This window comes from Nesterenkonia xinjiangensis, assembly GCF_013410745.1.
Taxonomy (GTDB): Bacteria; Actinomycetota; Actinomycetes; order Actinomycetales; family Micrococcaceae; genus Nesterenkonia; species Nesterenkonia xinjiangensis.
Window position 1 is genome coordinate 849,613 of the sequence record NZ_JACCFY010000001.1, and the last position, 24,724, is coordinate 874,336.

32 protein-coding genes are annotated in these 24,724 nt (G+C 67.7%); 1 reads left to right on the top strand and 31 read right to left on the bottom strand.

The window, feature by feature from the left end; all coding sequences use genetic code 11:
• Positions 1-12 precede the first annotated feature (12 nt).
• From glmM to HNR09_RS03935, 6 genes are all read right to left on the bottom strand, one after another.
• Positions 13-1,365, bottom strand: coding sequence for a phosphoglucosamine mutase (gene glmM / locus HNR09_RS03910; RefSeq protein ID WP_179540858.1), 1,353 nt, complete (start codon positions 1,363-1,365; stop codon positions 13-15).
• 265 nt (positions 1,366-1,630) lie between these two features.
• Positions 1,631-2,125, bottom strand: a complete 495-nt coding sequence (rpsI, locus tag HNR09_RS03915) for a 30S ribosomal protein S9 (protein WP_179540859.1) — start codon at positions 2,123-2,125, stop codon at positions 1,631-1,633.
• Between the two features lie 39 nt (positions 2,126-2,164).
• Positions 2,165-2,608, bottom strand: coding sequence for a 50S ribosomal protein L13 (gene rplM, locus HNR09_RS03920; protein WP_179540860.1), 444 nt, complete (start codon positions 2,606-2,608; stop codon positions 2,165-2,167).
• 416 nt (positions 2,609-3,024) lie between these two features.
• Positions 3,025-4,167 carry a mannitol-1-phosphate 5-dehydrogenase gene (locus tag HNR09_RS03925; RefSeq protein ID WP_179540861.1) on the bottom strand — a complete coding sequence of 381 codons (1,143 nt, stop codon included), beginning with the start codon at positions 4,165-4,167 and terminating at the stop codon, positions 3,025-3,027.
• Positions 4,168-4,193: 26 nt separating this feature from the next.
• Positions 4,194-6,254: a PTS mannitol transporter subunit IICBA gene (locus tag HNR09_RS03930; protein WP_179540862.1), complete on the bottom strand. Its 2,061-nt coding sequence runs from the start codon at positions 6,252-6,254 to the stop codon at positions 4,194-4,196.
• Positions 6,251-6,604, bottom strand: coding sequence for a PTS sugar transporter subunit IIB (locus HNR09_RS03935; RefSeq protein ID WP_179540863.1), 354 nt, complete (start codon positions 6,602-6,604; stop codon positions 6,251-6,253). The genes HNR09_RS03930 and HNR09_RS03935 overlap by 4 nt, the downstream gene beginning before the upstream one ends.
• 232 nt (positions 6,605-6,836) lie before the next feature.
• Here HNR09_RS03935 and HNR09_RS03940 point away from each other — a divergent pair, with 232 nt between their 5' ends.
• Complete coding sequence (locus HNR09_RS03940; protein WP_179540864.1) at positions 6,837-8,747, top strand: BglG family transcription antiterminator; 1,911 nt, start codon at positions 6,837-6,839, stop codon at positions 8,745-8,747.
• Positions 8,748-8,771: 24 nt separating this feature from the next.
• Here HNR09_RS03940 and HNR09_RS03945 read toward each other — a convergent pair whose 3' ends face one another.
• The 25 genes from HNR09_RS03945 to rplV all read right to left on the bottom strand — a co-directional run bounded on the left by HNR09_RS03945 (position 8,772) and on the right by rplV (position 24,675).
• A complete protein-coding gene (locus HNR09_RS03945) occupies positions 8,772-10,271 on the bottom strand; it encodes a sugar porter family MFS transporter (protein ID WP_281366337.1) in 1,500 nt (499 codons plus the stop codon).
• 210 nt (positions 10,272-10,481) lie between these two features.
• On the bottom strand, positions 10,482-11,333 hold the full coding sequence (gene truA / locus HNR09_RS03950) for a tRNA pseudouridine(38-40) synthase TruA (protein WP_179540866.1): 852 nt from the start codon (positions 11,331-11,333) through the stop codon (positions 10,482-10,484).
• Between the two features lie 133 nt (positions 11,334-11,466).
• A complete protein-coding gene (gene rplQ / locus HNR09_RS03955; protein WP_179540867.1) occupies positions 11,467-12,000 on the bottom strand; it encodes a 50S ribosomal protein L17 in 534 nt (177 codons plus the stop codon).
• A 78-nt stretch (positions 12,001-12,078) separates the two neighbouring features.
• Complete coding sequence (locus HNR09_RS03960) at positions 12,079-13,092, bottom strand: DNA-directed RNA polymerase subunit alpha (protein ID WP_179540868.1); 1,014 nt, start codon at positions 13,090-13,092, stop codon at positions 12,079-12,081.
• A 115-nt stretch (positions 13,093-13,207) separates the two neighbouring features.
• Positions 13,208-13,609, bottom strand: a complete 402-nt coding sequence (gene rpsK, locus HNR09_RS03965) for a 30S ribosomal protein S11 (RefSeq protein ID WP_179540869.1) — start codon at positions 13,607-13,609, stop codon at positions 13,208-13,210.
• Positions 13,610-13,688: 79 nt separating this feature from the next.
• Positions 13,689-14,057 carry a 30S ribosomal protein S13 gene (gene rpsM / locus HNR09_RS03970; protein ID WP_179540870.1) on the bottom strand — a complete coding sequence of 123 codons (369 nt, stop codon included), beginning with the start codon at positions 14,055-14,057 and terminating at the stop codon, positions 13,689-13,691.
• 239 nt (positions 14,058-14,296) lie between these two features.
• Positions 14,297-14,410, bottom strand: a complete 114-nt coding sequence (rpmJ, locus tag HNR09_RS03975) for a 50S ribosomal protein L36 (protein WP_179540871.1) — start codon at positions 14,408-14,410, stop codon at positions 14,297-14,299.
• An 11-nt stretch (positions 14,411-14,421) separates the two neighbouring features.
• Positions 14,422-14,643 carry a translation initiation factor IF-1 gene (gene infA / locus HNR09_RS03980; RefSeq protein ID WP_070162529.1) on the bottom strand — a complete coding sequence of 74 codons (222 nt, stop codon included), beginning with the start codon at positions 14,641-14,643 and terminating at the stop codon, positions 14,422-14,424.
• A 356-nt stretch (positions 14,644-14,999) separates the two neighbouring features.
• Positions 15,000-15,839, bottom strand: a complete 840-nt coding sequence (gene map / locus HNR09_RS03985) for a type I methionyl aminopeptidase (protein WP_378937586.1) — start codon at positions 15,837-15,839, stop codon at positions 15,000-15,002.
• Positions 15,839-16,408: an adenylate kinase gene (locus HNR09_RS03990; RefSeq protein WP_179540872.1), complete on the bottom strand. Its 570-nt coding sequence runs from the start codon at positions 16,406-16,408 to the stop codon at positions 15,839-15,841. The genes map and HNR09_RS03990 overlap by 1 nt, the downstream gene beginning before the upstream one ends.
• Positions 16,405-17,712, bottom strand: coding sequence for a preprotein translocase subunit SecY (gene secY / locus HNR09_RS03995; RefSeq protein WP_179540873.1), 1,308 nt, complete (start codon positions 17,710-17,712; stop codon positions 16,405-16,407). Before secY ends, HNR09_RS03990 begins: the two co-directional genes overlap by 4 nt.
• A gap of 239 nt (positions 17,713-17,951) precedes the next feature.
• Entirely contained in the window at positions 17,952-18,440 is a 489-nt protein-coding gene (gene rplO / locus HNR09_RS04000; protein ID WP_179540874.1) for a 50S ribosomal protein L15, read from the bottom strand.
• Entirely contained in the window at positions 18,440-18,670 is a 231-nt protein-coding gene (rpmD, locus tag HNR09_RS04005) for a 50S ribosomal protein L30 (RefSeq protein WP_179540875.1), read from the bottom strand. Before rpmD ends, rplO begins: the two co-directional genes overlap by 1 nt.
• Positions 18,667-19,380 (bottom strand): 30S ribosomal protein S5, encoded by a 714-nt coding sequence (gene rpsE / locus HNR09_RS04010; RefSeq protein WP_378937580.1) that lies wholly within the window; start codon positions 19,378-19,380, stop codon positions 18,667-18,669. Before rpsE ends, rpmD begins: the two co-directional genes overlap by 4 nt.
• A 35-nt stretch (positions 19,381-19,415) precedes the next feature.
• On the bottom strand, positions 19,416-19,787 hold the full coding sequence (gene rplR, locus HNR09_RS04015; protein WP_179540877.1) for a 50S ribosomal protein L18: 372 nt from the start codon (positions 19,785-19,787) through the stop codon (positions 19,416-19,418).
• A gap of 3 nt (positions 19,788-19,790) precedes the next feature.
• On the bottom strand, positions 19,791-20,327 hold the full coding sequence (gene rplF, locus HNR09_RS04020) for a 50S ribosomal protein L6 (RefSeq protein WP_179540878.1): 537 nt from the start codon (positions 20,325-20,327) through the stop codon (positions 19,791-19,793).
• 20 nt (positions 20,328-20,347) lie between these two features.
• The gene (rpsH, locus tag HNR09_RS04025) at positions 20,348-20,746 is read right to left on the bottom strand and encodes a 30S ribosomal protein S8 (protein WP_179540879.1); all 399 of its coding nucleotides are present in this window, start codon (positions 20,744-20,746) and stop codon (positions 20,348-20,350) included.
• 111 nt (positions 20,747-20,857) lie between these two features.
• Positions 20,858-21,436 carry a 50S ribosomal protein L5 gene (gene rplE, locus HNR09_RS04030; RefSeq protein WP_179540880.1) on the bottom strand — a complete coding sequence of 193 codons (579 nt, stop codon included), beginning with the start codon at positions 21,434-21,436 and terminating at the stop codon, positions 20,858-20,860.
• Positions 21,436-21,771: a 50S ribosomal protein L24 gene (rplX, locus tag HNR09_RS04035; protein WP_179540881.1), complete on the bottom strand. Its 336-nt coding sequence runs from the start codon at positions 21,769-21,771 to the stop codon at positions 21,436-21,438. Before rplX ends, rplE begins: the two co-directional genes overlap by 1 nt.
• A gap of 3 nt (positions 21,772-21,774) precedes the next feature.
• Positions 21,775-22,146 (bottom strand): 50S ribosomal protein L14, encoded by a 372-nt coding sequence (gene rplN, locus HNR09_RS04040; protein ID WP_179540882.1) that lies wholly within the window; start codon positions 22,144-22,146, stop codon positions 21,775-21,777.
• A gap of 379 nt (positions 22,147-22,525) precedes the next feature.
• A complete protein-coding gene (gene rpsQ / locus HNR09_RS04045) occupies positions 22,526-22,810 on the bottom strand; it encodes a 30S ribosomal protein S17 (RefSeq protein WP_179540883.1) in 285 nt (94 codons plus the stop codon).
• Positions 22,811-22,812: 2 nt separating this feature from the next.
• A complete protein-coding gene (gene rpmC, locus HNR09_RS04050; RefSeq protein WP_179540884.1) occupies positions 22,813-23,079 on the bottom strand; it encodes a 50S ribosomal protein L29 in 267 nt (88 codons plus the stop codon).
• Positions 23,080-23,081: 2 nt separating this feature from the next.
• Positions 23,082-23,498, bottom strand: a complete 417-nt coding sequence (gene rplP, locus HNR09_RS04055) for a 50S ribosomal protein L16 (RefSeq protein WP_179540885.1) — start codon at positions 23,496-23,498, stop codon at positions 23,082-23,084.
• On the bottom strand, positions 23,498-24,310 hold the full coding sequence (gene rpsC, locus HNR09_RS04060; RefSeq protein ID WP_179540886.1) for a 30S ribosomal protein S3: 813 nt from the start codon (positions 24,308-24,310) through the stop codon (positions 23,498-23,500). Before rpsC ends, rplP begins: the two co-directional genes overlap by 1 nt.
• Positions 24,310-24,675, bottom strand: coding sequence for a 50S ribosomal protein L22 (gene rplV, locus HNR09_RS04065; protein ID WP_179540887.1), 366 nt, complete (start codon positions 24,673-24,675; stop codon positions 24,310-24,312). Before rplV ends, rpsC begins: the two co-directional genes overlap by 1 nt.
• Positions 24,676-24,724 lie beyond the last annotated feature (49 nt).

The window sequence follows — 24,724 nt, forward strand, 5'->3', positions numbered from 1 at the left end:
GGGTGCCGGGAACTAGAGCGCCAGCTCGGAGCGGACGACGGCCGCCAGGGTCTCGGACTCCTCGCGGGCGATCTCCGCGGTGGAGGCCTCCACCATCACCCGCACCACCGGTTCGGTCCCGGAGGGACGCAGCAGCACGCGTCCCGCCTCCCCCAGGCGACCTTCGGTCTCCGCGACGGCGGCGAGGACGGCGTCATGGGTCTTCACGCGGGCCTTGTCCACCCCGGAGACGTTGACCAGCACCTGAGGGAGCCGCTCCATGGCCTCCTCCGTGAGCTGGTGGAGGGACTTGCCGGTGGCCGCCACCCGGGCGGCCAGCTGCAGTCCGGTGAGCACGCCGTCGCCCGTGGTGGCGAACTCGGAGAAGATCAGGTGCCCGGACTGCTCACCGCCCAGCGAGTATCCTCCGGCGCGCATGCCCTCCAGCACGTAGCGGTCGCCCACGGCCGTCTCCACCACGGTGATGCCCGCCTTCTGCATGCCCAGCTTCAGTCCCAGGTTGCTCATCACCGTCACCACGAGCGTGCCGTCCTTCAGCTGCCCGGAGGCGTGCAGCGCCAGGGCCAGGACTCCCATGATCTGGTCGCCGTCGACGACGGCGCCTGTGTGGTCCACGGCCAGACAGCGGTCGGCGTCGCCGTCGTGCGCGATGCCCAGGTCCGCTCCCTGGGAGACCACGGCATCCTGGAGCTGCTCCAGATGGGTGGAGCCGCACCCGTCGTTGATGTTGAGCCCGTCGGGTTCCGCCCCGATGACCACGACTTCGGCCCCGGCGTCCACGAAAGCTTCCGGGGAGCACCCCGAGGCCGCTCCGTGGGCGCAGTCCAGCACGATCTTCAGACCCTTCAGCGAGGTTCCGCCCAGGGAGCGCAGCAGGTGGACCACGTAGCGGTCCTCCGCGTCCGCGAAGCGCCTCACGCGGCCGACCTCTCCGCCCACGGGGCGGGGAGGCTCATGCCCGAGCTGCTCTTCGATCTCGTCCTCCAGGGCGTCATCGAGCTTGTGGCCGCCGCGTCCCAGGAACTTGATGCCGTTGTCCGGCGCGGGGTTGTGCGAGGCGGAGATCATCACCCCGAAGTCCGCGTCGATGTCCGCCACGAGGAATGCCGCGGCCGGGGTGGGCAGCACACCGGCGTCGTGGACGTCCACGCCGGCGCTGGCCAGGCCGGCCTGCACGGCAGCGGAGATGAACTCTCCGCTGACGCGGGGGTCGCGAGCGACCACCGCCACCGGGCGGCGCCCTGGAGGGGTGCGGCGGTGGCCGAGCACCTCTGCGGCGGACTGGGAGAGGGTCAGTGCGAGTTCGGCGGTCAGCAGGCCATTGGCCACACCGCGGACTCCGTCGGTTCCGAAAAGTCGTGCCATGATGCGGACAAGTCTAGCCATAGCGGAGCGGTGCTCCTGCACCGACACCGTCGCCACTCGCTGACCTGCACCGTCAGATCACGTCTGCCTCATCAGATCTGCTGGTGCAGACGTGATGTCGGTGTGCAGGACGCGCACGGGACGCCTGGGAGCACCGGGCGAGCCAGCCCCAGACACACGAGGACCCCGTCCGGCATATGCCGGGCGGGGTCCTCGTGGTGCTCCGCACCGCTGGTTCAGCGGCGTGGGGCGACAGCGGCTGAGATCAGCGCTTCGAGTACTGCGGAGCCTTGCGGGCCTTCTTGAGACCGGCCTTCTTCCGCTCGACGGCGCGCGCGTCGCGGGTCAGGAACCCGGCCTTCTTCAGCGCCGGACGGTTGTGGTCGCGGTCGATCTCGTTGAGCGCACGGGAGATGCCCAGGCGCAGGGCGCCGGACTGGCCGGAGGGACCGCCGCCGTCGATGCGGGCGACGACGTCGTAGGCGCCCTTGAGGTCCAGCAGGGTGAAGGGGTCGTTGACCTCCTGCTGGTGCAGCTTGTTGGGGAAGTACTCCTCCAGGCTGCGGCCGTTGATGGTCCACTGGCCGGAGCCGGGCACGATGCGCACTCGCGCACGGGCCCGCTTGCGGCGGCCGATGGCGGCGCCGGGGACGGTCAGCGGGGCGCGCTCGGCCTCGCCGGTCTCCTGGACGGGGGCGGACTCCGAGGTGAAGCTGGTGGGCTCCTCGGAAGTGTTCAGCTCTTCAGTGTTCTGAGCCACGGTTCTCCTTGAAAATGTTCTCGTGTCGGGTGGCCAGGACTACTGAGCGACCTGGGAGATCTCGTACGGCTTGGGCTGCTGAGCCACGTGAGGGTGCTCCGGGCCCGCGTAGACGCGCAGCTTCTTGAGCTGTGCGGCGCCGAGCTTGTTGTGCGGCAGCATGCCCTTGACGGCGTTGTAGACCGCACGAGTCGGGTGACGCTGGATCATCTCGTCGAACGTCATGGACGAGATGCCGCCGGGGAAGCCCGAGTGGCGCCAGTAGCGCTTCTTCTGGCCCTTGTCGCCGGTGACGGCGACCTTCTCAGCGTTGATGATGATGACGAAGTCGCCCATGTCCTGGTGGGGAGCGAAGGTCGGCTTGTGCTTGCCGCGCAGCAGTGCGGCGGTCTGGCTTGCCAGACGACCCAGCACGACGTCGGTGGCGTCGATGATGTGCCACTGAGCGTCGGCGTCGCCAGGCTTCGGAGTGTACGTACGCACGGTGATGATGCCTTCGGTCGGTGTTCTACGGATCAGCGCACTGGACACATGGTGGTGTGAGAAGCACCGTACGTCAGTGGCTGTTTCTTCGCGAGTGCGCCGTCCGGCTTCCCAGGTGAGGGCTGGAAAGATGCCGGGCCCGTGAGTTCCCCTGCTGCTCGTGGAGGCATACGGCCATGCAACTGAACCGCCTCGACACGAGCCCACGCAGGAGTGGACACGCACAACAGCTGTTTACTATACCGGCTGGCATCGACTGCGGCAATGTGGCAGCCCCGGGCCTCGTCAGAGCGTCGAGCCTCGAACGGCCACAGCACTCCCACCGTGGACAGCGACTGGGCGATATGGCTGCTACCACGGCGCCCAGAGCACCCAAGAAGCGGTCATATCGCCCAGTCGATGTGGTGGAGCCAGACTCAGCCGCGGCGGCGGGCCACCAGCTGCTCCACCGGTCCGGCCAGCGCGTGCTCCGCCTCCAGCCCGGTGACCTGCTCCACGAACTTACGCGGGGGGAGGTCGGCCAGCAGGCCCTCCAGCTGGCGGGCCTGCTCATCCTCCGGATCCCGGAAGTCCAGGGCGGCGTCGACGACGGCGAGCAGCCCGTCCGCAGACAGACCCCGCTCCACCGCCTGGGCGGCGGGGCCGATCAGCCGCTCGTGACGGGAGAGCTTGCGCAGCGGCTGACGCCCCACCCGCTGGACGGTGTCCGGCAGGGCCGGATTGCGGAACCGGCCCAAGATGGTCCTGCGGTACTCCGTCATGTCCTCGGGCGTGAAGCCGTGCTTGGCCACCAGAAGCGCCGAGGTCTCCTCCAGCGCGGCCGCCACCCCGGCGGCCACGGAGTCCTCGGCGAGCGCCTCGGCGATCCGATCCTTCCCGGCACGGGCTCCCAGATACGCGGCCGCCGCATGTCCGGTGTTCACGGTGAACAGCTTCCGCTCGATGTACGGGCCGAGGTCGTCGACGAAATGCGCACCCGGGATCTGCGGCAGGGACTCCCCGAACGGACCCCGCTCGATCGCCCACTCGTAGAAGGGCTCCACGGTGACGTCGATCCCCGCCCCCGCGGGCTGCCCCGGCACGATACGGTCCACCGCCGTATTGGCGAAGACCGCGCGGGCCGAGAGCTGCTCCCAGTCCGCACCGGCGTGCTCCCGCATGTGTCCGGCCAGGGTGTCAGTGGCTCCGATCGCGTTCTCACAGGCCATCACCTGCAGCGGCGCCGCCGCGGGGTCACGACGCCGCAGCCCGGCGAGCACATGCGGAGCGATGAACTTCAGTACGGTGGGCCCGACGGCGGTGGTCACTACCTGAGCGGTGGCCACCTCCTCGGCCACCGCCTCCGGGGATTCGGCGGAGCTGATCGCCCGGAACCCCTCGACCACCCGGTCTGTCCCCCCGTCGCCGACCTCGTGGACGGTGTAGCTCTCGGCGGCGTCCAGGGCCGCCACCAGCGGGGCGACGACGTCGGAGAAGACGACCTCGTAGCCCCCCTCGTGGAGCAGCAGCCCGACGAACCCGCGGCCGATGTTCCCCGCACCGAAATGCACTGCCTTCATCGATGGTCCTCCTGTCGACTCCATGGTCAGCCCTCGTCCACCACGGAGAGGAGCTCGAGCAGCTCGTCCTCGGTGGCGGCGTCCTTGAGCCGCTGGACGGCCTGCTTGTCGGCGAACAGGCGGGCGATGCGGGAGAGGATCTGCAGGTGCTCCTCCCCCACCCCGGCGATGCCGACGACGAAGGTGGCGCGCTGGCCGCCCCAGTCGACGCCATCGTCGTACCGGGCCACCGAGAGGGCGGATGCCCTGATGGCGTCCTTGGCCTCATGGGTGCCGTGCGGGATGGCCAGCTCGTTGCCCATGAAGGTGGAGACGGTCTCCTCACGCTGGTGCATGGCCGCCAGGTACTCCCCGGTGACCGCGCCGGCCGCCTCCAGAGCGGCGGCGGCCTCCGCCATGGCCTCGTCCCGGGTGGCGGAGCCGGCGTGGATGCGGACTCGGTCCCTGCTCAGAATGCCGGAGGCTTCGGGCTGCGCGGACGCCGGCGCCGAGACCTCTTCGGCCGGCCCTGCGCCGACCGCGATGGGCTGGGCGTCGCCGCCCTCGGCGCTGCGACGGACGAGTTCGACGACCTCCTCGTACTCCGGAGCGTCCATGAAGCTGTCCACCGAGACGTGGATCGCCTGCGGCTCCTGTCCGCGCGCCCTCTCGGTCAGCTGCTGCTGCGTGATGACCAGGTCGGTGTCACCGGGCAGCGAGGCGACGGCCTTGTTGGTGACCGTGACACCTTCGATGCCGGCGTCGGCGATCTTCTTGCGGAGCACCGAGGCGCCCATCGCAGAGGACCCCATGCCGGCGTCGCAGGCGAAGATGATCGAATTGATCCGGCCGGCGGCCTCGCCGGAGGAGGCCTGGGCGGCCAGACCGGCCAGCGCCGCGGAGGACTTGCCCTTCGCGGCCTCTGTGCGGGCCACGGCGTCGGAGAAGGAGTCGTCGCCCTGCAGGTCCCGCTTACGGCTGGCGAGCAGGATCATCGCCGCGATGGTGAAGCTGACCGCCGCGGAGAGGATGACCGAGAGGGTGACGCCGAGGTAGGAGTCAGAGGCGGTCTGGATCAGCACCGCGAAGATCGAACCCGGCGCGGCAGGTGCCCGCAGGCCGGCGTCGAAGAGCACATTGGTGGCCACGCCGGTGGCACCGCCGCCGATGACGGCCAGCAACAGGGCCGGCTTCATCAGCACATACGGGAAGTAGACCTCATGGATGCCTCCGGCGAACTGGATCAGCGCAGCCCCCGGGGCGGTGGCACGGGCGGCCCCGACGCCGAAGACGGTGAAGGCCATCAGCACGCCGAAGCCGGGGCCGGGGTTGGCCTCCAGCAGGAACAGGATGGACTTACCCTCCGCCGCGGCTTCGGCGATCCCCAGTGGAGTGAGCACCCCGTGGTTGATGGCGTTGTTGAGGAAGAAGACCTTCGCGGGTTCGATGATGATCGAGGTCAGCGGCAGCAGGCCGTTGTCCACCAGGAACCGCACGGCACCGCCGAGGACGTCCATCAGACCGTTGACGATCGGCGCGAGGGCGAAGAAGCCGACCACCGCCATCAGGAACGCCGTGATGCCGGCAGAGAACATGTTGACCAGCATCTCGAAGCCGGCCTTGACCTTGCCCTCCCACAGGGCGTCGAGACGCTTGATCACCCAGGCCGCGAGCGGCCCCATGATCATCGCGCCGATGAACATGTGGATCTCGTTGATGTCATCCACGCCCTCGGGAAGGGCCGCGTTGGCCTGCGCGATGAGGAAGTCCGAACCGACGATCACGCCGAAGGTGGCCGTGGCCCCGACGACGGCGCCGCGGATGTCGTAGATCATCTTGCCGCCCTGGACCGCGATCAGGATGGGCAGCAGGTAGTGGATCATCGGGCCGATGATCTCGCCGAAAGCATCCGTGGCCGCCGTACCCTCGGTGAACTCATCGACGTTCACGATCACCGCGGTGATGATGCCCCAGGCGATGAGCGCGGGGATGATGGGCATGATCATGCCCGAGAGGAAGGATCCGACCTTCTGGACTCCGACGCGCAGGCCCCCCGGAGACTTCTTCTCCGGGGACTGCGCGACGGGCGACGTCGACGTCGTCGTCATGGCGTGTGCCTTTCGTCAGGTGCCCCAGCGGGGCGAGTGAGATGCAACGGTGCGAGATGCAGGGATTCGAGGATCAGCTCGAGGGTGCGGGACCCGTCGAGGTCGCCGAAGACGTCCGGTGGGAGGAGCGCCACCTCAGCGCCGGTGATCCGGGTGCGGATGTCCTCCAGGGAGGCCTGCAGATGGGGCCCGACCAGGACCAGGCCGACATCGTCGAGGTCCCCGTCCAGTGCGGACTCCGCGCCCGCCCGAGCGGTGTGGGCGAGCCCGGCCCGCTGCAGTGCCCCCCGGACCCGCTGGACCACGAACGTGCTGGACGCTCCCGCGCCGCACACCACCAGGATCTCCATCGATCACCAGCCCCTTCAGCGCCCTCTGCTCCTGAGGACGATTCTCCGTGCGGAGAGATCCCGGTCACAACCACTGATGTTTCCGCCCCTGCGGAAACCCCCGGTCACCCGGGTCGGGGCGCCGTCTGTGGCGATGCCGGCCGCGGGTAGGGTGGGCGGGGAGCCCAGCCCTGCCAGCACGCGGGAGCAGGGCCCGCTCATCATCCATCCGATGCGTAGGAGGGGGCATGCCATGACCCGGCAGCGCCAGGACCAGCTGGTCGCCCTGCTGCTGCGCGATCGCGGCTGGACCACCGCGGCCGCCTTGGCGGACCTGCTGGGGGTGACCCCGCGCAGCGTGCGTTCCTACATCGCCCAGATCAACGCCCGGACCGCGGACGGCGACGCCGTCGAGTCGGGTCCCTCGGGCTACCGCGCCCACCGCCCGGTGCTGGCCGGGCTGCGCGCCGACCACACGCAGGAGACCCCGCGGGACCGTCTGCACCGCCTGGTGCGCGTGCTGCTGGAGGCTGAGGACGGCCTCGACATCTTCGCGACGGCCGAGCGGCTGTTCGTCAGCGAGGCCACCGTGGAGGCCGACCTCGCGCGGGTGCGCGGGCTGCTCGACGGCACCGAGCTGCACCTGGCACGCAGCGGCCCCCGAGTGCGGCTGCTGGGCGACGAGCTCGCCCAGCGCCGCCTGGTCTCTCGGCTCGCCCATGAGGAGATGGAGGAGGGCACCTTCGACGTCGAGGCGCTGCGTCGTGCCGCAGGTCTGGGCACGGTGGACAGCGCCGCCTTCGGGGCCTTCACCCGCGAGCTCACCGCGGAACTGGCCTCACTGGGCTGGTACGTCAACGAGTTCGCCGCCGCCGACGTCGCCCTGCACTCCGCCATCGCCGCCGACCGGGTGCTGCGAGGCCATGCCCTGCAGAGCACCCACGGGGATCCGAGCCCGGACCAGCGCCGGCTGACCGCCACCATCGACTCGCTCAGTCGCCGCCACTTCGAGGTCTCCCTGGGCCCCGGGGACCTGCAGCACCTCTCCTCCCTGGTGCTGACCCGCGTGGTCGCACCGGGCGGAGCCACCCGGGAGCAGGTCCGGCTGGACCCGCAGATCGAGGCCACGGTGCGCGAGGCCGTGACCCATGCCGCTCACGGCTATCTGGTGGACATCGTGGAGGAGGAGTTCATCCGGCGGCTCAGCCTGCACGTGCAGAACCTCGTGCTTCGCTCCCGGGAGCACGCCACGGTCAGGAATCCGCTGACCCGCTCGCTGAAGTCCGCCTACCCGATGATCTTCCAGGTGGCCGTCTCTATCGCCAGCCACGTGGCGCAGCGGCTGGACGTGGAGATCCACGACGATGAGATCGCCTATATCGCCATGCACGTGGGAGGCAGGCTGGAACGCAGCCGCATGGCGGAGTCGGTGCTCACCGCCACGATCGTCTGCCCCGGCTACTACGAGCTGCATGAGCTGCTGCGTTCACGGATCGCCGGGGCCCTGGGGCCCAGCATCGAGGTCGTCGGGGTGGAGACCCAGGCGGACCCGGACTGGGCAGCTCTGGACACCGATCTGGTGCTGACCACCATCGAGCCGCCCCAGCGCGACGAGCGGACCGTCACCCTGCCGCCCTTCCTCACGCAGGCGGACTTGGAGCGGATCACCCTGGCCGCGTCTCGGCTGCGCCGGGGACGTCGACTGGCGCGGCTGCGTGAAGAGCTGAAGCGCTACCTCAGCGCGGATGCGTTCATCCGGCCCCTGGACACCAACGACGAGGAGCAGGCGATCCGCCGGCTCGCCGCGCCGCTGGCCGCCCGAGGCATCATCGACCAGGGCTACATCGACCGCACCGTGGAGCGCGAACAGCTCTCCTCCACGGCGTTCACCGAGGCGCTGGCGGTGCCGCACGCGCTGCAGATGACCGCCAGCCGGACCGCCATCGCCCTGGGCATCGCCGAAGGCTCCGTGCCCTGGGGCGACGCCCGGGTGCAGGTGGTGGCCCTGGTGGCGTTCAGCGAGGAGGAGCGTGAGGCCTTCCAGACGATCTTCGAGCAGCTGGTGGAGGTCTTCAGCGAACGTGCCTCGGTGCAGCGCATCCTGCGCCGCGGACACGACTTCGAGTCCTTCCTCGACGAGCTCGTCGCCGTCATCGACGGCTGATCCGGTCAGCCGCGCCGGCCGGACTCAGCCCTGCTTCGAGTAGGCCCCCTCGGCCATGTCCTCGAGCTCACGCCCCTTGGTCTCCGGGACCCACTTCAGCACGAAGACCAGCGACAGCAGCGCGGAGACGGCGTAGAAGCCATAGGCGAAGACCAGCGACAGCTCCGCCATGGAGGGGAAGATCGTGGAGATCACGAAGTTGGCCGCCCAGTTCGCCGAGGCGGTCAGGCCCAGGGCGATCGCTCGGATGCGGTTGGGGAACATCTCTCCCAGCAGCAGCCACATGAACGGGCCCCAGGTGGCCCCGAAGAACAGCACGAACACGTTGGCCGAGATCAGCGCGACGACCCCCCAGGCTCCGGGCAGGCTGACGATCTCCTCCCCACCGGCGCCCTCGGCGACCACGGCCTGGGAGAAGGCCACGGCCATCATGGCCAGACCTGCCGCCATGCCGGCCGAACCGATCGCCAGCGGGATGCGGCGGCCCACTTTGTCCACGATCATGATGCCGACCACGGTGGCGATGATGTTCACCGTGGTGGTGATGACCTGGATGAGGAAGGACTGGTCCTCGGGGATCCCCACCGACTGCCAGAGGGTGTTCGAGTAGTAGAAGATCACGTTGATGCCCACGAACTGCTGGAAGACCGCCAGCCCCAGCCCGACCCACACGATGGGCATGACCTTCCCCGAGGCCAGCAGATCCCGGAGGCGCTGACGGGACTCCATATTGATGGTGCGGCTGATCTCGGAGATCTTCTCGCGCACCTCGGCCTCCCGAGTGAGCCCGACGACCTCGCGCAGCACCTTCGCGGCTCGGGTGTCGTCCCCACGCGAGACCAGATAGCGCGGAGATTCCGGGATGGAGGTGGCCAGCAGTCCGTAGATGAGCGCCGGGACGGACTCGATGATGAACATCCAGCGCCAGGCCTCCACGCCGAACCAGAGCTCACCGGAGGCGCCGCCGGCCAGGTTGGAGATGAAGGCGTTGGAGACGGCGGCGGCGAAGATGCCGATGACGATGGCCAGCTGCCACAGCGAGCCCAGCCGACCGCGCAGATTGGTGGGCGCGACCTCAGCGATGTACGCGGGTGCGATGACCGAAGCCATGCCCACCCCGATGCCGCCGAGCACGCGCCAGATGATCAGGTCCACGGTGTCCACCGCCAGGCCGGAGCCGAGCGCCGAGACGAAGAACGCGGCCGCCGCGATGAGCATGGCGCGCACGCGGCCGAGACGATCGGAGAGGGCCCCGCCGATCCAGGCGCCGACCATGCAGCCGAGCAGCGCGGAGGAGACCGTGAAACCGATCAGCACCTCCGAGAGGCCGAAGGTGTCCTGGATGGCGCCGACGGCGCCGTTGATCACAGCGGTGTCGAAGCCGAAGAGGAAGCCGCCGAACGCGGCAACCAGGACGACCCACGTCACGGCGGTGACCGCGGGATCCTGGGATCGGGTGGTGGTGCTCATCAGGAGGTGGTCCTTCGAGTCGACGGGGTCTGCGACCCATGATGCGCGGCCCATGAGCCACGTCGCAGACGGTGCGGAACTGTGGCACCCTACCCCACGCTCCAGAAAGCGCTTCCACTCCCCGCAGGAGCCTCGGATCCTGCTCACCCCGTCCTCCCGGCGGAAGCTGGGGCGACGTCGAGTCGTGACCCCGCCCACTGGGTGGGGAACATCACTTTGATGCACGCCCAGGGCACGCTGCACGTCTCAGGTGCGGGCCGACCCTCAGGCCGGCGAGGTCGGACGGGTCGCCCGTGTCTGCTCCGCACGTGCGGCGAGCCGTTCCGCCTCCGGGTAGGCCACCGACTCCAGGACCAGTCCATGCGGTGCGGCCAGGCGAACCGCGGAGTCCCACTCAGGGGTGCCCAGACGCTGCATCAGCCACCCCGGCTCCCGGCGCCCCTCCCCCACGTCCACGGCCGCGCCGATGAGCGCTCGGACCATGTGGTGGCAGAAGGCGTCGGCAGTGAGCCGAGCGGTGAGCACGCCGTCCTCGCCGCGGGCGATGCTGAACTCGTGCAGTTCGCGGATGGTCGTGCCCCTCTCCCGGGGGCGGCAGAAGCTGCCGAAGTCATGGAGCCCGAGCAGCCCGGAGGTCTCCGCCGCCATCAGCGCGTCGTCGAGCCGGGCCCGGTGCCAGGCGGTGTCCGCGCGACGCAGCGGATCACGCCGGGCGCGCTCATCGGCGAGGCGGTACGTGTAGCTGCGGCTCAACGCCGAGAACCGCGCATCGAAGGTCGGGGGAACCTCCGCGGCGGCACGGACGACGACGGCGCCCTCCTCAGGCGCGAGCACGCCGGCCAGTCGACGCAGGATCGCCGCCTGCGGGGGAATGTCCCGGCCTCGGGAGAGTCCCTCCCACTCGGCGCGCTGCAGGTCCAGGTGGACGACCTGGCCGCGAGCATGGACTCCGGCGTCGGTGCGGCCGGCGACGACGACCTTCACCGGGCGGCGGATCAGGGTGGCCAGCGCGTCGGTGAGCACTCCCTCCACAGTGCGCAGCCCGGGCTGGGCGGCCCAGCCGCGGTAGGCCCCGCCGTCGTAGGCCAGGTCGAGTCGGATCCTCACGTCTGTCATGGCCTCCAGGGTATCGGGCCGGACCGCCGTCACCACAGACACGCAGGAGCCCCCGATCCCTGCAGGGATCGGGGGCTCCTGGCGCACCGGAGGCCGGTAGAGACGACTCACGAGGCCCTCAGGCCCCGAGGACTCACTTGTCCTCGGTCTCCTCGGAGGTCTCCTCCGTAGTCTCTTCGGCGGTGGGCTCCTCGGCGGCGGCCTCTTCGACCGGAGCCTCTTCGACCGGCTCCTCCTCGACCTGGGCGGCGGCGGCCTGCTCGGCCTCCTTCACCACAGCCTGCTTCGGGGAGACGGGCTCCATCACCAGTTCGATGACGGCCATCGGAGCGTTGTCGCCCTTGCGGTTGCCAATCTTGGTGATGCGGGTGTAGCCACCCTCGCGCTCCGCCATGGCCGGGGCGATCACGGTGAACAGCTCGTGCACGATCGCCTGGTTGGTGGAGTTCTTGGCGCTCAGCTGGCCGACCACCTTGCGGCGAGCCGCCAGGTCGCCCTTCTTAGCGATGGTGATCAGGCGCTCGGCGTAGGGACGCAGGCGCTTGGCCTTCGTCACGGTGGTGGTGATCGAGCGGTGCTCGAACAGGCTGGCAGAGAGGTTCTGCAGCATCATCTTCTCGTGCGACGGGCTGCCGCCCAGGCGCGGTCCCTTGGTGGGAGTAGGCATGGTCTCGTTCTCCTTGGATGGTGCGCCGCCGGGTCACATCCCCTGCGACGCGCAGATGTTGTCGTGTGCGTCAGTCCCTCAGAACTGCTGCTCGCCCTCGAGGTACTCGCCCTCGCCCGCCTCCTGGAAGCGGGCCGCCGTCGGGTCGAAGCCCGCCGGGGAGTCCTTCAGGGACAGGCCGAGCTCCGTGAGCTTGTCCTTGACCTCGTCGATGGACTTCGCACCGAAGTTGCGGATGTCCATCAGGTCGGCCTCGGAGCGTGCCACGAGTTCACCCACGGTGTGGATGCCCTCGCGCTTGAGGCAGTTGTAGGAGCGCACGGTCAGCTCGAGGTCCTCGATGGGCAGAGCCATGTCGGCGGCGAGGGCGGCGTCGGTCGGCGACGGGCCGATCTCGATGCCCTCGGCGGCGACGTTGAGCTCACGAGCCAGTGAGAACAGCTCGACCAGTGTGGTGCCGGCCGAAGCCAGCGCGTCACGCGGCACGACGGACGGCTTGGTCTCGACGTCGACGATGAGCTTGTCGAAGTCGGTGCGCTGCTCGACACGGGTCGCCTCGACCTTGAAGCTGACCTTCAGGACCGGCGAGTAGATCGAGTCGACCGGGATGCGGCCGATCTCCGAGTCGCCGGCCTTGTTCTGCGAGGCCGAGACGTAGCCGCGGCCGCGCTCGACGGTCAGCTCCAGGTCGAGCTTGCCGTCCTCGTTGAGGGTGGCCAGGTGGAGCTCCGGGTTGTGGATCTCCACACCTGCCGGCGGGGTGATGTCCGCGGCGGTCACCTCCCCCGGGCCCTCCTTGCGCAGGTAGGCGACGACGGGCTCGTCGTGCTCCGAGGAGACGGAGAGCCGCTTGACGTTGAGGACGAGCTCAGTCACGTCCTCCTTGGCACCGGCGATGGTGGTGAACTCGTGGAGCACGCCGTCGATCCGGATGCTGGTCACCGCGGCGCCAGGGATGGAGGACAGCAGGGTGCGACGCAACGAGTTGCCCAGGGTGTAGCCGAAGCCCGGCTCCAGGGGTTCGATGATGAAGCGGGAACGGTTGTCTGCGACGACTTCTTCGGTCAGCGTGGGGCGCTGTGCAATGAGCACTGGTGGTTCCTTTCAGAGTGCATCCGCTATATGACGCAGTCTCAGCGATGATGATGCTCATCCCCGCCGCGACCAGGGAGGTCGCGGCGGGGATCATTGTCCTGGAGAAGGTCGCTCAGACGCGACGGCGCTTCGGCGGGCGGCAGCCGTTGTGCGCGCTCGGGGTGACGTCCGAGATGGAGCCGACCTCGAGACCGGCGGCCTGCAGGGAGCGGATGGCGGTCTCACGACCGGAACCCGGGCCCTTGACGAAGACGTCGACCTTGCGCATGCCGTGCTCCTGGGCACGCTTGGCAGCCTGCTCGGCGGCCATCTGCGCGGCGTACGGGGTGGACTTGCGGGAACCCTTGTGGCCGACCTCGCCCGACGACGCCCACGAGATCACGGCGCCGGTGGGGTCCGTGATGGAGACGATCGTGTTGTTGAAGGTTGACTTGATGTGGGCCTGGCCCTGGGTGATGTTCTTGCTGGCCTTGCGGCGCGGCTTGCGTGCCGCTGCGCGGGTCTTGGGGGGCATATTCTCTCCGTGACTCAGTTGGTCTGATCTGCGTGTGCCGGCCGGTCCGACGGACTCAGGCCGAGGGCATCACGTCGAACTACTTCTTCTTGCCTGCGACGGTGCGCTTCGGACCCTTGCGGGTGCGAGCGTTGGTCTTGGTGCGCTGACCGCGGACCGGCAGACCACGACGGTGGCGCAGGCCCTGGTAGGAACCGATCTCGACCTTGCGGCGGATGTCCGCGGCGACCTCACGACGGAGGTCACCCTCGACGGTGAAGCTGCCTTCGATGTAGTCACGCAGAGCGACCAGCTGCTCGTCAGTCAGGTCCTTGACGCGGGTGTCCGGGGCGATCCCGGTGGCCTCGATGGCCAGGTTGGCGCGTGTCTTGCCGACGCCGTAGATGTAAGTGAGTGCGATCACCGTGCGCTTCTCGCGCGGGATGTCCACACCAGCCAGACGTGCCATATGGCAGTCCTCCTCTTTCTAGTCCGAAGGTCTCAAGCAGTGCGTTCCCTCTGGGACCCGCCCGATGCGTGCATCGGGGGCGTCCGGCGTCGGAGGTGACGCCGTCAGCGGGTCTCCGGCCTTCGGCAACCGGAGGTGTGTCCGTGCAGCTCATCCACGGACTGCACTGCTATTCATCATTGAGCTGTGGTCGAGCGCGCGGGCGCCCTCACTTCATCGTGTGCAGAATGGTGAGGAGCTCAGCCCTGGCGCTGCTTGTGGCGCGGATTCTTGCAGATCACACGGATCACGCCGTTGCGGCGGATCACCTTGCAGTCAGTGCAGATCTGCTTCACGCTGGGGTGAACCTTCATGACTTTCCTCTTTACTTGTAGCGGTAGACGATACGTCCACGGTTGAGGTCATACGGGCTCATCTCCACTACGACCCGGTCCTCGGGGAGGATCCGGATGTAGTGCTGGCGCATCTTGCCCGAGATCGTGGCAAGCACCACGTGGTCGTTCTCCAGACGCACACGGAACATCGCGTTGGGAAGGGCCTCGGTCACCCGGCCCTCCACCTCGATCACACCTTCTTTTTTACCCATATGCTCCACACCGTTCGCGACTCCCCCGTCTGGTGCCCGCGCGAGGCCGACGGCGCCCGCATATCTGACCGAGGACGGCGCGACGCACCGTCTGGCCCGTGATCATGAGGAATGATGCCGCCGCGCACATGTGCGGGCCGGGAGAATCTGGTTCTGTTTCTGACAGACGCCGCTGAGCCTCGCCGACCTGAGGACCGGGAGCGCATGACGCCCGCCGGTCTGCGGGCACGGCTGAACCACAGAGACAACCAGCAGTCAATCCTACCTGACGCGGGTCGGCCCGGCAATTCAACGGAATCTGAGGGCCTCTGCCACGTCCCCAGCTGATGGATCGGGCGCCAGGAAGCAGGGCCGGATCAGCTGAGGGGAACGGGGGTGATGCCCAGCGGCTCCAGCTCGGAGGCGCCGCCGTCGGCAGCGGTGAGGACCCAGATCCCGCCCTCATGCCGGGCCACCGAGTGCTCCCACTGGCTGGCACGGCTGCCGTCCTCGGTCACCACGGTCCAGTCGTCATCGAGCACCCGGGTCTCGATTCCCCCACGGGTCAGCATCGGCTCGATGGCCAGCGCGAGCCCGGGCCTGATCTTCGTGCCCTTCATACCGGTGGCATAGTTGAAGACATCGGGCGGCAGATGCATGGCGGAACCGATCCCGTGGCCGACGTAGTCCTCCAGGATGCCGAGCCGCTCCCCCGGCTGGGAGACCACGTACTCCTCGACGGCCTCCCCGATCTCCCCCACATGTCGGGCGACGGCGAACGCGGCGATCCCGCGCCACATCGCCTGGCGAGTGATCTCCGAAAGGCGCTCGTCCCCAGCGTCGGCGGTGCCCTCGGCGGAGGAGCCCAGGATCACGGTGCGCGCCGAGTCGGAATGCCAGCCATCGATGATGCAGCCGCCGTCGATCTTCAGCACATCCCCGGGCTGCAGGACTCGGCCACCCGGTATCCCGTGCACCACCTCGTCATTGACCGAGGCGCAGATGTGCCCGGGGAACCCGTGGTAGTTCAGGAAGTTGGGCTTCGCCTCGTGGGCGGCCAGCACCTCGGCGAAGATCGCATCCAGCTCCGCCGTGGTCCGCCCCGGCTCTGCGGCAGCGACGGCGGCATCCAGCGCCTCACACAGCACGGATCCGGCGGCGTCCATCGACGCGAGCTGCTCCGGGGTCTTCAGCTCCACCCGGGGACGCGAGAACATCAGGAGCGGATCGCTTCCATGATGCGGCTGTTGACCTCATCGATGGCGCCGAGGCCGTCCACCTGACGCAGCAGCCCACGGGAGTCGTACGCGGAGATCATCGGCGCGGTCTCGGTCTGGAACAGCTCGAGACGACGGCGGATGGCGTCCTCATCGGCGTCGTCCTCACGGCCTTCGATCTCGGCACGCCTCTTCAGCCGCTGCGTCAGCTCCTCGCGGTCGGCGGTGAGCTCCAGGACGACGTCGAGCTCCACGCCCAGGCGAGAGAGCATCTCGTCCAGCGCGGTGACCTGGGTGCGGTTGCGCGGGTAGCCGTCCAGCAGGAAGCCCTCCTGCGCGTCCTCCCAGGAGAGGCGGTCCTCCACCATGCGGTTGGTCACCGAGTCCGGGACCAGCTCACCGGCGTCGACGTACTTCTGAGCCTCCTGGCCCAGCTCCGTCTGGCCCTTGATGTTGGCACGGAAGATGTCTCCGGTGGAGATGGCCACGATCCCGAGCTCCTCGGAGATCCTCTTCGACTGGGTTCCCTTGCCCGACCCCGCGGGTCCGACGATCAGCATTCTCGTCATCGCAGCAGCCCTTCGTAGTTCCTCTGTTCCATCTGAGCGTTGATCTGCTTCACAGTGGTCAGACCCACACCCACCATGATGAGGATGGAGGTTCCGCCGAACGGGAAGTTCTGGTTGGCCCCGATCAGCACGAAGGCGATGAGCGGGATCAGGGCGATGAAGCCCAGGTACAGCGAACCGGGGAAGGTGATGCGCGAGATCACGTAGGCCAGGTAGCCCTCCGTGGGCCGACCGGCCCGGATGCCCGGGATGAAGCCGCCGTACTTGCGCATGTTCTCGGCGACCTCGTTCGGGTTGAACGTGATCGTCACATAGAAGTAGGTGAAGCCGATGGTCAGCAGGAAGAAGACCGCCATGTAGACGGGGTGGGTGCCGCCGGAGAAGTAGGTCTGCACCAGGTTCGAGAACCAGCCGGGCTCCTCCCCCGGAGCAGGCTGATTGAACTGCAGATACACCGAGGGGAGCATCAGCACCGAGGAGGAGAAGATGACCGGGATGACGCCGGCCATGTTGACCTTGATCGGGATGTAGGTCGAGGTGCCGCCCACGGTGCGGCGGCCGACCTGACGCTTGGCGTACTGGACCGGCACGCGGCGCTGGGACTGCTCGACGAAGACGACCGCCGTGATGGTCACCAGTCCGATCAGCATCACGATGGCGAAGGTCCGCCAGCCCTGGACGGTCCAGATCTCGCCCATCGCGCCGGGGAAGCCGGCGGCGATGGAGACGAAGATGAGGATCGACATGCCGTTGCCGACGCCGCGCTCGGTGATCTGCTCACCGAGCCACATGATCAGGGCCACGCCGGAGGTCATCACCAGGATCATCAGGACGATCACCCACAGGGAGTCGTCCGGGATGATCGGGATGTCGCATCCGAGCAGAGCGCCGGAGCGCGCCGTGGCGACCAGTGTGGTGGCGTTGAGCGTGGCGAGACCGATGGTCAGATAGCGGGTGTACTGGGTCAGTTTCGCCTGGCCCTGCGCACCTTCACGCTGGAGGTTCTCGAACCGTGGGATGACCACGCGCAGCAGCTGCACGATGATGGCCGCAGTGATGTATGGCATGATGCCCAGCGCGAAGACTGACACCTGGAGCATCGCACCGCCGGAGAACATGTTCACGAAGGAGTACACGCCTCCTTCAGTGGTGCCCAGCTCAAGACACTGCTGGACGGCGCCGTAGTCCACCCCGGGGGCCGGGACGAAGGCTCCGATGCGGTAGATCGTGATGATCCCGATCGTGAACCAGATCTTACGGCGCAGGTCGGGCGTCTTGAACACCCTGGCTAGTGCGCTGAACAAGCGTCCTCCTGTGGATGGTGCCTCGGCATGGCGACAGTGCGAAGCCACCGGAGTCCGGCGGCCACACAAATAGCCATACTAACGTCACATGCGGGGCCTGCGAGAATCCTGCCCGAACCTCAGCCCGTCACCGGGCGCTCCCGGGCGTCTTCAGCGAGGCAGAACCATGCAGGGGCTGACGATGCACGACGGCCCCCGTCGCACGCGACGGGGGCCGTCATACATCAGCGTCGAGCCGTTCAGCCCTGAGCCGGACGAAGGTCCAGCTTCTCGACCGAACCTCCGGCCGTGGTGATCTTCTCCTCGGCGGAGGCGGAGAAGGCGTGAGCCTTCACCTGCACCGCGGCGGAGATCTCACCGGAGCCGAGGACCTTCACGGGACGGCCCTTCTTGGCCGCACCCTTGGAGATGAGGATCTCCGGAGTCACCTCGCCGCCCTCGGGGAAGAGCTCCCCGAGGGTGGACAGGTTCACCGGAGAGAACTCGACCCGGTTGGGGTTCTTGAATCCGCGCAGCTTCGGAAGGCGCATGTGCAGCGGAAGCTGCCCACCCTCGAAGCCGGCACGGACCTGATAACGGGCCTTGGTGCCCTTGGTGCCGCGACCTGCCGTCTTGCCCTTGGAGGCCTCACCACGACCCACACGAGTGCGGGCCTTCTTGGAGCCGGGGGCCGGACGCAGGTCGTGGACCTTGAGGACGTCGGACCCGGCAGCGTTGTTCTCTGCCATCACTTGGCCTCCTCGACATTCACGAGATGCTTCACACTGTTCAGCATGCCCACGGTGACGGCGTCGGCGTCTCGGACCACAGTGTGGCCGATCCGCTTCAGGCCCAGCGAACGCACGGTGTCACGGTGCTTCGGCGTGGCGCCGATGGTGGACTTCTTCTGGGTGATCTCCAGCTTGCGGTCGCCGGGGACCAGGTTCTTGGCGGTGGTGTAGTTGACAGTCACCCTCATGCACCTGCCTTCTGCGCACGGGCCTCGCGGTCCGCCTCCATGGTGCGGAGCATCGGGGCCGGTGCAACCTCGTCGAGAGCCTTGCCGCGGCGTGCCGCCACGGCCTGGGGCTCCTCGAGCTGCTTCAGCGCGTCGATGGTGCCGTGCACGATGTTGATCGCGTTCACCGAGCCCATGGACTTGGTGAGCACGTCGTGGATGCCTGCGCACTCCAGCACGGCACGGACCGGACCACCGGCGATCACACCGGTACCCGGGGATGCCGGACGCAGCAGCACGACGCCGGCGGCGTCCTCACCGGTGACCAGGTGCGGGATGGTGGAGCCGACGCGCGGAACGCGGAAGAAGTTCTTCTTGGCCTCCTCCACGCCCTTCTGGATCGCGGCGGGCACCTCCTTGGCCTTGCCGTAGCCGACGCCGACCATGCCGTCACCGTCGCCGACGACGACCAGGGCAGTGAAGCTGAAGCGACGACCACCCTTGACGACCTTGGAGACGCGGTTGATGGTCACGACGCGCTCGAGGAACTTGTCCCGATCGTCGTCGCGGGCGCCGCGGCCTCGGCCCTCGCCGCGACCACGCCCACGGCCACCACGGCCGCCGCGCTCGTCACGACCGCCTCGACCGGAGCCCTTGTCAGCGGCCTGCTGGGTCTCGCCGGCCTGCGGCTGCTGAGCAGCCTGGGCGGCGTTCTCGTTGGCCTCAGTCACAGATGAGTCCTTCACAGTGTTGTCGGTGTTCTCACTCACAGCTTCAGACCACCCTCCCGAGCCCCGTCAGCGACGGCGGCCACGCGACCGTGGTACTTGTTGCCGCCGCGGTCGAAGACCACAGCGCCGATGCCGGCGGCCTGGGCGCGCTCGGCGATCAGCTCGCCGACCTTCTTCGCCTTGGCGGTCTTGTCACCGTCGAAGCTGCGCAGGTCCGCCTCCATCGTGGTGGCGGAGACCAGCGTGCGGCTGCGGGCGTCGTCGACGACCTGAGCCACCATGTGGCGGGCGGAACGGGTGACCACCAGGCGCGGACGCTCGGCGGACCCGCTGATCTTCTTGCGCAGGCGGAGGTGGCGACGGCCGCGGGCAGCGGACTTCGACTTGCCCTTGATACCAATAGCCATGCGTTACTTACCTGCCTTTCCGGCCTTGCGGCGAATCTGCTCGCCCTCGTAGCGCACGCCTTTGCCCTTGTACGGGTCAGGCTTGCGCAGCTTGCGGATGTTGGCGGCGACTTCGCCGACCTGCTGCTTGTCGATGCCGGAGACCGCGAGCTTGGTGGCACCCTCGACCTGGAAGGTGATGCCCACGGGGGCCGTCACCTGGATCGGGTGCGAGTAGCCCAGGGCGAACTCGAGGTCCGAGCCCTTGGCCTGCACCCGGTAGCCGGTGCCGACGATCTCGAGCTTCTTGATGTAGCCCTCGGTCACACCGATGATCATGTTGTTGATCAGGGTGCGGGTCAGGCCGTGCAGCGAGCGGGATTCGCGCTCATCGTCGGGGCGGGTCACCGTGATGGTGCCCTCCTCGACGGTGACGCCGATGCCCTCGGAGAGGGTGCGGTGGAGCTCGCCCTTGGAGCCCTTCACGGAGATCTCACGGCCATCGAGGGAGACCTCGACGCCGGCAGGGATGGTGATCGGAAGACGACCGATGCGTGACATTGTGCTTCGACTCCTTCCGGTTACCAGACGTAGGCGAGGACTTCCCCGCCGACGCCCTTCTTGGCAGCCTGCCGGTCCGTGAGCAGACCGGAAGAGGTGGACAGGATCGCGATGCCCAGACCGCCCAGCACGTGCGGGAGGTTGTTGGACTTCGCATACACCCGGAGGCCGGGCTTGGAGATGCGGCGCAGGCCGGCGATCGAACGCTCACGGTTCGGGCCGAACTTGAGGTCGATGGCCAGGGTCTTTCCGACCTCGGCCTCCTCCTCGCGCCATTCGGTGATGTAACCCTCGGCCTTGAGGATGTCGGCCACCCGCACCTTCAGCTTGGAGCTGGGCATGGAGACCTGGTCGTGGTAGGCCGAGTTGGCGTTGCGCAGACGCGTCAGCATGTCTGCGACTGGATCAGTCATTGTCATGTGGGGCGTGTGCCCTTCCTCACCGCGGTTTCCGATCTCCGAAGGAACTCGTCGAACCCGGACCGGCCGGGTGCGATGGAACCTCTGGTGAAAGGACCTGCGGCGTAGTGTTTACTGTTCGGTCTTGAAGGGGAAGCCGAGCGCCTTCAGCAGCGCACGACCCTCGTCATCGGTCTTGGCGGTGGTCACCACAGTGATGTCCATGCCCCGGGCGCGATCGATCGAGTCCTGATCGATCTCGTGGAACACCGCCTGCTCGGTCAGGCCGAACGTGTAGTTGCCATTGCCGTCGAACTGCTTGGGGCTCAGGCCGCGGAAGTCACGGATGCGCGGCAGCGCCAGCGTGACGAGGCGGTCGATGAACTCCCACATGCGGTCTCCGCGCAGCGTGGTGTGCGTGCCGATCGGCTGGCCTTCACGCAGCTTGAACTGCGCGATGGACTTGCGGGCGCGAGTGACCTTCGGCTTCTGGCCGGTGATGTTGGTCAGGTCACGCACGGCACCATCGATGAGCTTGGAGTCGCGTGCGGCCTCGCCGACACCCATGTTGACCACGACCTTGACCAGGCCGGGGACCTCCATGACGTTGCCGTAGCCGAACTCGACCTGCAGCGCGTCGCGGATCTCGGAGCGGTACTTGTTCTTCAGACGGGGGGTGATCTTCTCGGTCACGCTCTGCACCTCGGTCATCACAGGTCCTTTCCGGAGGCCTTGGCGTAGCGGACCCGCACAGTCTTGGTGCGGCCGTCACGCTCGACGGTCTCCTCCCGGTAGCCGACGCGGGTGGTCTTGCCCGTCTCCGGGTCCACCAGGGCGACGTTGGAGATGTGGATGGCGGCCTCAGACTCGACGATGCCGCCCTCGGTGTTGCCGAACTGGCCGGCACGGAGGTGACGCTTCATCCGGTTGACGCCCTCGACGACGACGCGCTCCTTGGCAGGGTGCACCTCGAGGACCTTGCCCTGCTTGCCGCGGTCCTTGCCGCTGAGCACCTGGACGAGGTCGTCCTTCTTGATCTTTGCCATGGGTCAGAGCACCTCCGGCGCGAGAGAGACGATCTTCATGAACTTCTTGTCGCGCAGTTCACGACCCACCGGCCCGAAGATTCGGGTGCCGCGGGGCTCCGGAGTCTCACCCTTGAGGATGACGGCAGCATTCTCATCGAAGCTGATGTAGGAGCCGTCGTTGCGGCGGGTCTTCTTCTTGGAACGGACGAGCACAGCCTTGACGACGTCGCCCTTCTTGACGTTGCCGCCGGGGATGGCGTCCTTGACGGTGGCGACGAATGTGTCGCCGATGCCTGCGTAGCGGCGTCCGGAACCGCCGAGCACACGGATGACCAAGAGTTCCTTGGCACCAGTGTTGTCAGCGATCTTCAGCCGCGATTCCTGCTGGATCACGTGGATATCTCCTGTCGTCTCGCCGGTTCTCGTCGTCCATCCGACGAGCCTTGCGGAACTTCTTCGGGAACACTCCCCCGCCGCTTACCCCCGTGGTCTGTCGCGTCGAGCGCGACCTGTCACTGTCCACGGGGCCGAGGCGGCTCTGGGGGACATGCGCTTTCCTCGACTCCCCCGGCCGGATGGCCGGCGATGAGAGCCCGCGGGATGGATGGTCCCGCTATAAGGGCGCACAAGCTCAATATCATACCTGAAAACAGTTCGGGACCCAACTCACCGCGGTGAGTCGGGTCCCGAACGGTATGACGGCCCGAGGGCCGAGGCCCCCGCGCTGCCTTCCTGCGAGGGAAGGCGGCGCGGAAAGTCGATCAGCTGCTGATCACTTGGCCTTCTCGATGATCCGCACCAGACGCCAGCGCTTGGTCGCCGAGAGCGGACGGGTCTCCGAGATCTGCACGGTGTCGCCGATGCCGGCCTCACCGTTCTCGTCGTGGGCCTTGAACTTCGAGTGCCGCTTCATGACCTTCCCGTACAGGGAGTGCTTCCGGCGGTCCTCGACCTCGACCACGATGGTCTTGTCCATCTTGTCGGACACGACGACGCCGCGCAGGTTCTTGCGGTAGTTGCGCTCAGTGCCCTGTGCTTCTGTGGTGTTCTCGCTCATGATCAGTCCTCAGCCTTCTCTTCAGTGGACTCCGCCTCCGCGCCGACCACCTCACGGATGCCCAGCTCACGCTCCCGAAGGACGGTGTAGATCCGGGCGATGTCGCGCTTGACGGCCTTCAGGCGGCTGGAGTTCTCCAGCTGACCGGTGGCGGACTGGAAGCGCAGGTTGAACAGCTCCTCCTTGGCGCTGCGCAGCTGCACAGCCAGCGAAGCGTCGTCCATGGTCGAGAGCTTCTCAACCGTCAGATCCTTCGATCCAACTGCCATCGTCACTCACCACTCTCTCGGCTGATCACGCGTGCCTTCATCGGCAGCTTGTGGATTGCCAGACGCAGGGCCTCTTTGGCCACCTCGTCGCTGACACCGGACAGCTCGAACATCACACGTCCGGGCTTGACATTGGCGACCCACCACTCGGGCGAACCCTTACCGGAGCCCATGCGGACCTCGGCAGGCTTCTTGGTGATCGGCTGGTCCGGGTAGATGTTGATCCACACCTTTCCGCCTCGCTTGATGTAGCGGGTCATCGCGATACGTGCCGACTCGATCTGCCGGTTGGTCACGTAGGCGTGACTCAGGGCCTGGATGCCGTACTCGCCGAAAGCGAGTTCGGTGCCGCCCTTGGCCTGGCCGCGGCGCTTGGGCTTGTGCGGCTTGCGGTACTTGACTCGACGGGGCATCAGCATCAGCTCTGTCCTCCTTCTGCTGAAGACTCGGCAGTCTGGCCCTGCTGGTCACGGCTGCGACCGCCACGACGACGACGCTCACCACCACCGGGCCCACCGCCACCGGGGCCTCCACGACCGCCGCGACCGCCCCGGCCCGAAGGCTGGGAGGCCTGCTGGGCCGCGAGCTCCTTGGCGGTCAGGTCACCCTTGTAGACCCAGACCTTGACGCCGATGCGACCGAAGGTGGTCTTGGCCTCGTGCCTGCCGAAGTCGATGTTGGCGCGCAGGGTGTGCAGGGGCACACGACCTTCGCGGTAGAACTCCGAACGCGACATCTCCGCACCGCCCAGACGGCCGGCGCACTGGATGCGGATGCCCTTGGCACCGGCACGCATGGCCGAGGAGATGGCCTTCTTCATCGCGCGGCGGAACGCCACACGCGAAGCAAGCTGCTCCGCCACACCCTGGGCGACCAGCTGAGCGTCAGTCTCGGGGTTCTTGACCTCGAGGATGTTCAGCTGGATCTGCTTGCCGCTGAGCTTCTCGAGCTCACCACGGATGCGGTCGGCCTCGGCGCCCCGCCGGCCGATCACGATGCCCGGACGCGCAGTGTGGATGTCCACACGGACGCGGTCACGGGTGCGCTCGATCTCGACCTTGGAGATGCCGGCACGCTCGACGCTCTTGTTCAGCAGCTCCCGGATCTGGACATCTTCCTTCACGAAGTCCTTGTACCGCTGACCCGGCTTGCTGGAGTCGGCGTACCAGTGGGAGACGTGGTCAGTGGTGATGCCCAGACGGAAACCGTTGGGGTTGATCTTCTGTCCCACTACTGATCCCCACCTTTCTCTTCCGTACCGACCACGACGCTGACGTGGCTGGTGCGCTTGTTGATGCGGTAGGCCCGACCCTGGGCACGCGGACGGAACCGCTTCATGGTCGGTCCCTCGTCCACACGGGCCTCGGTGACGTAGTAGTCGTCCTCGTTGAAGGCGACACCGGCCTTGTCGGCGTGCTGGCGGGCGTTCGCCAGCGCGGACGCCACCACCTTGTACACCGGCTCAGAGGCAGCCTGCGGGGCGAACTGGAGAATCGCCAGCGCCTCGTTGGCCTGCTTGCCGCGGACAAGGTCGACGACGCGCCGGGCCTTCATAGGCGTCACACGCAGGTAGCGCGCAATTGCCTTGGCTTCCATTGCTTTCCTTCTCTCGTCTCTCGATAGAAGAGGCTCACGTTCACTCATC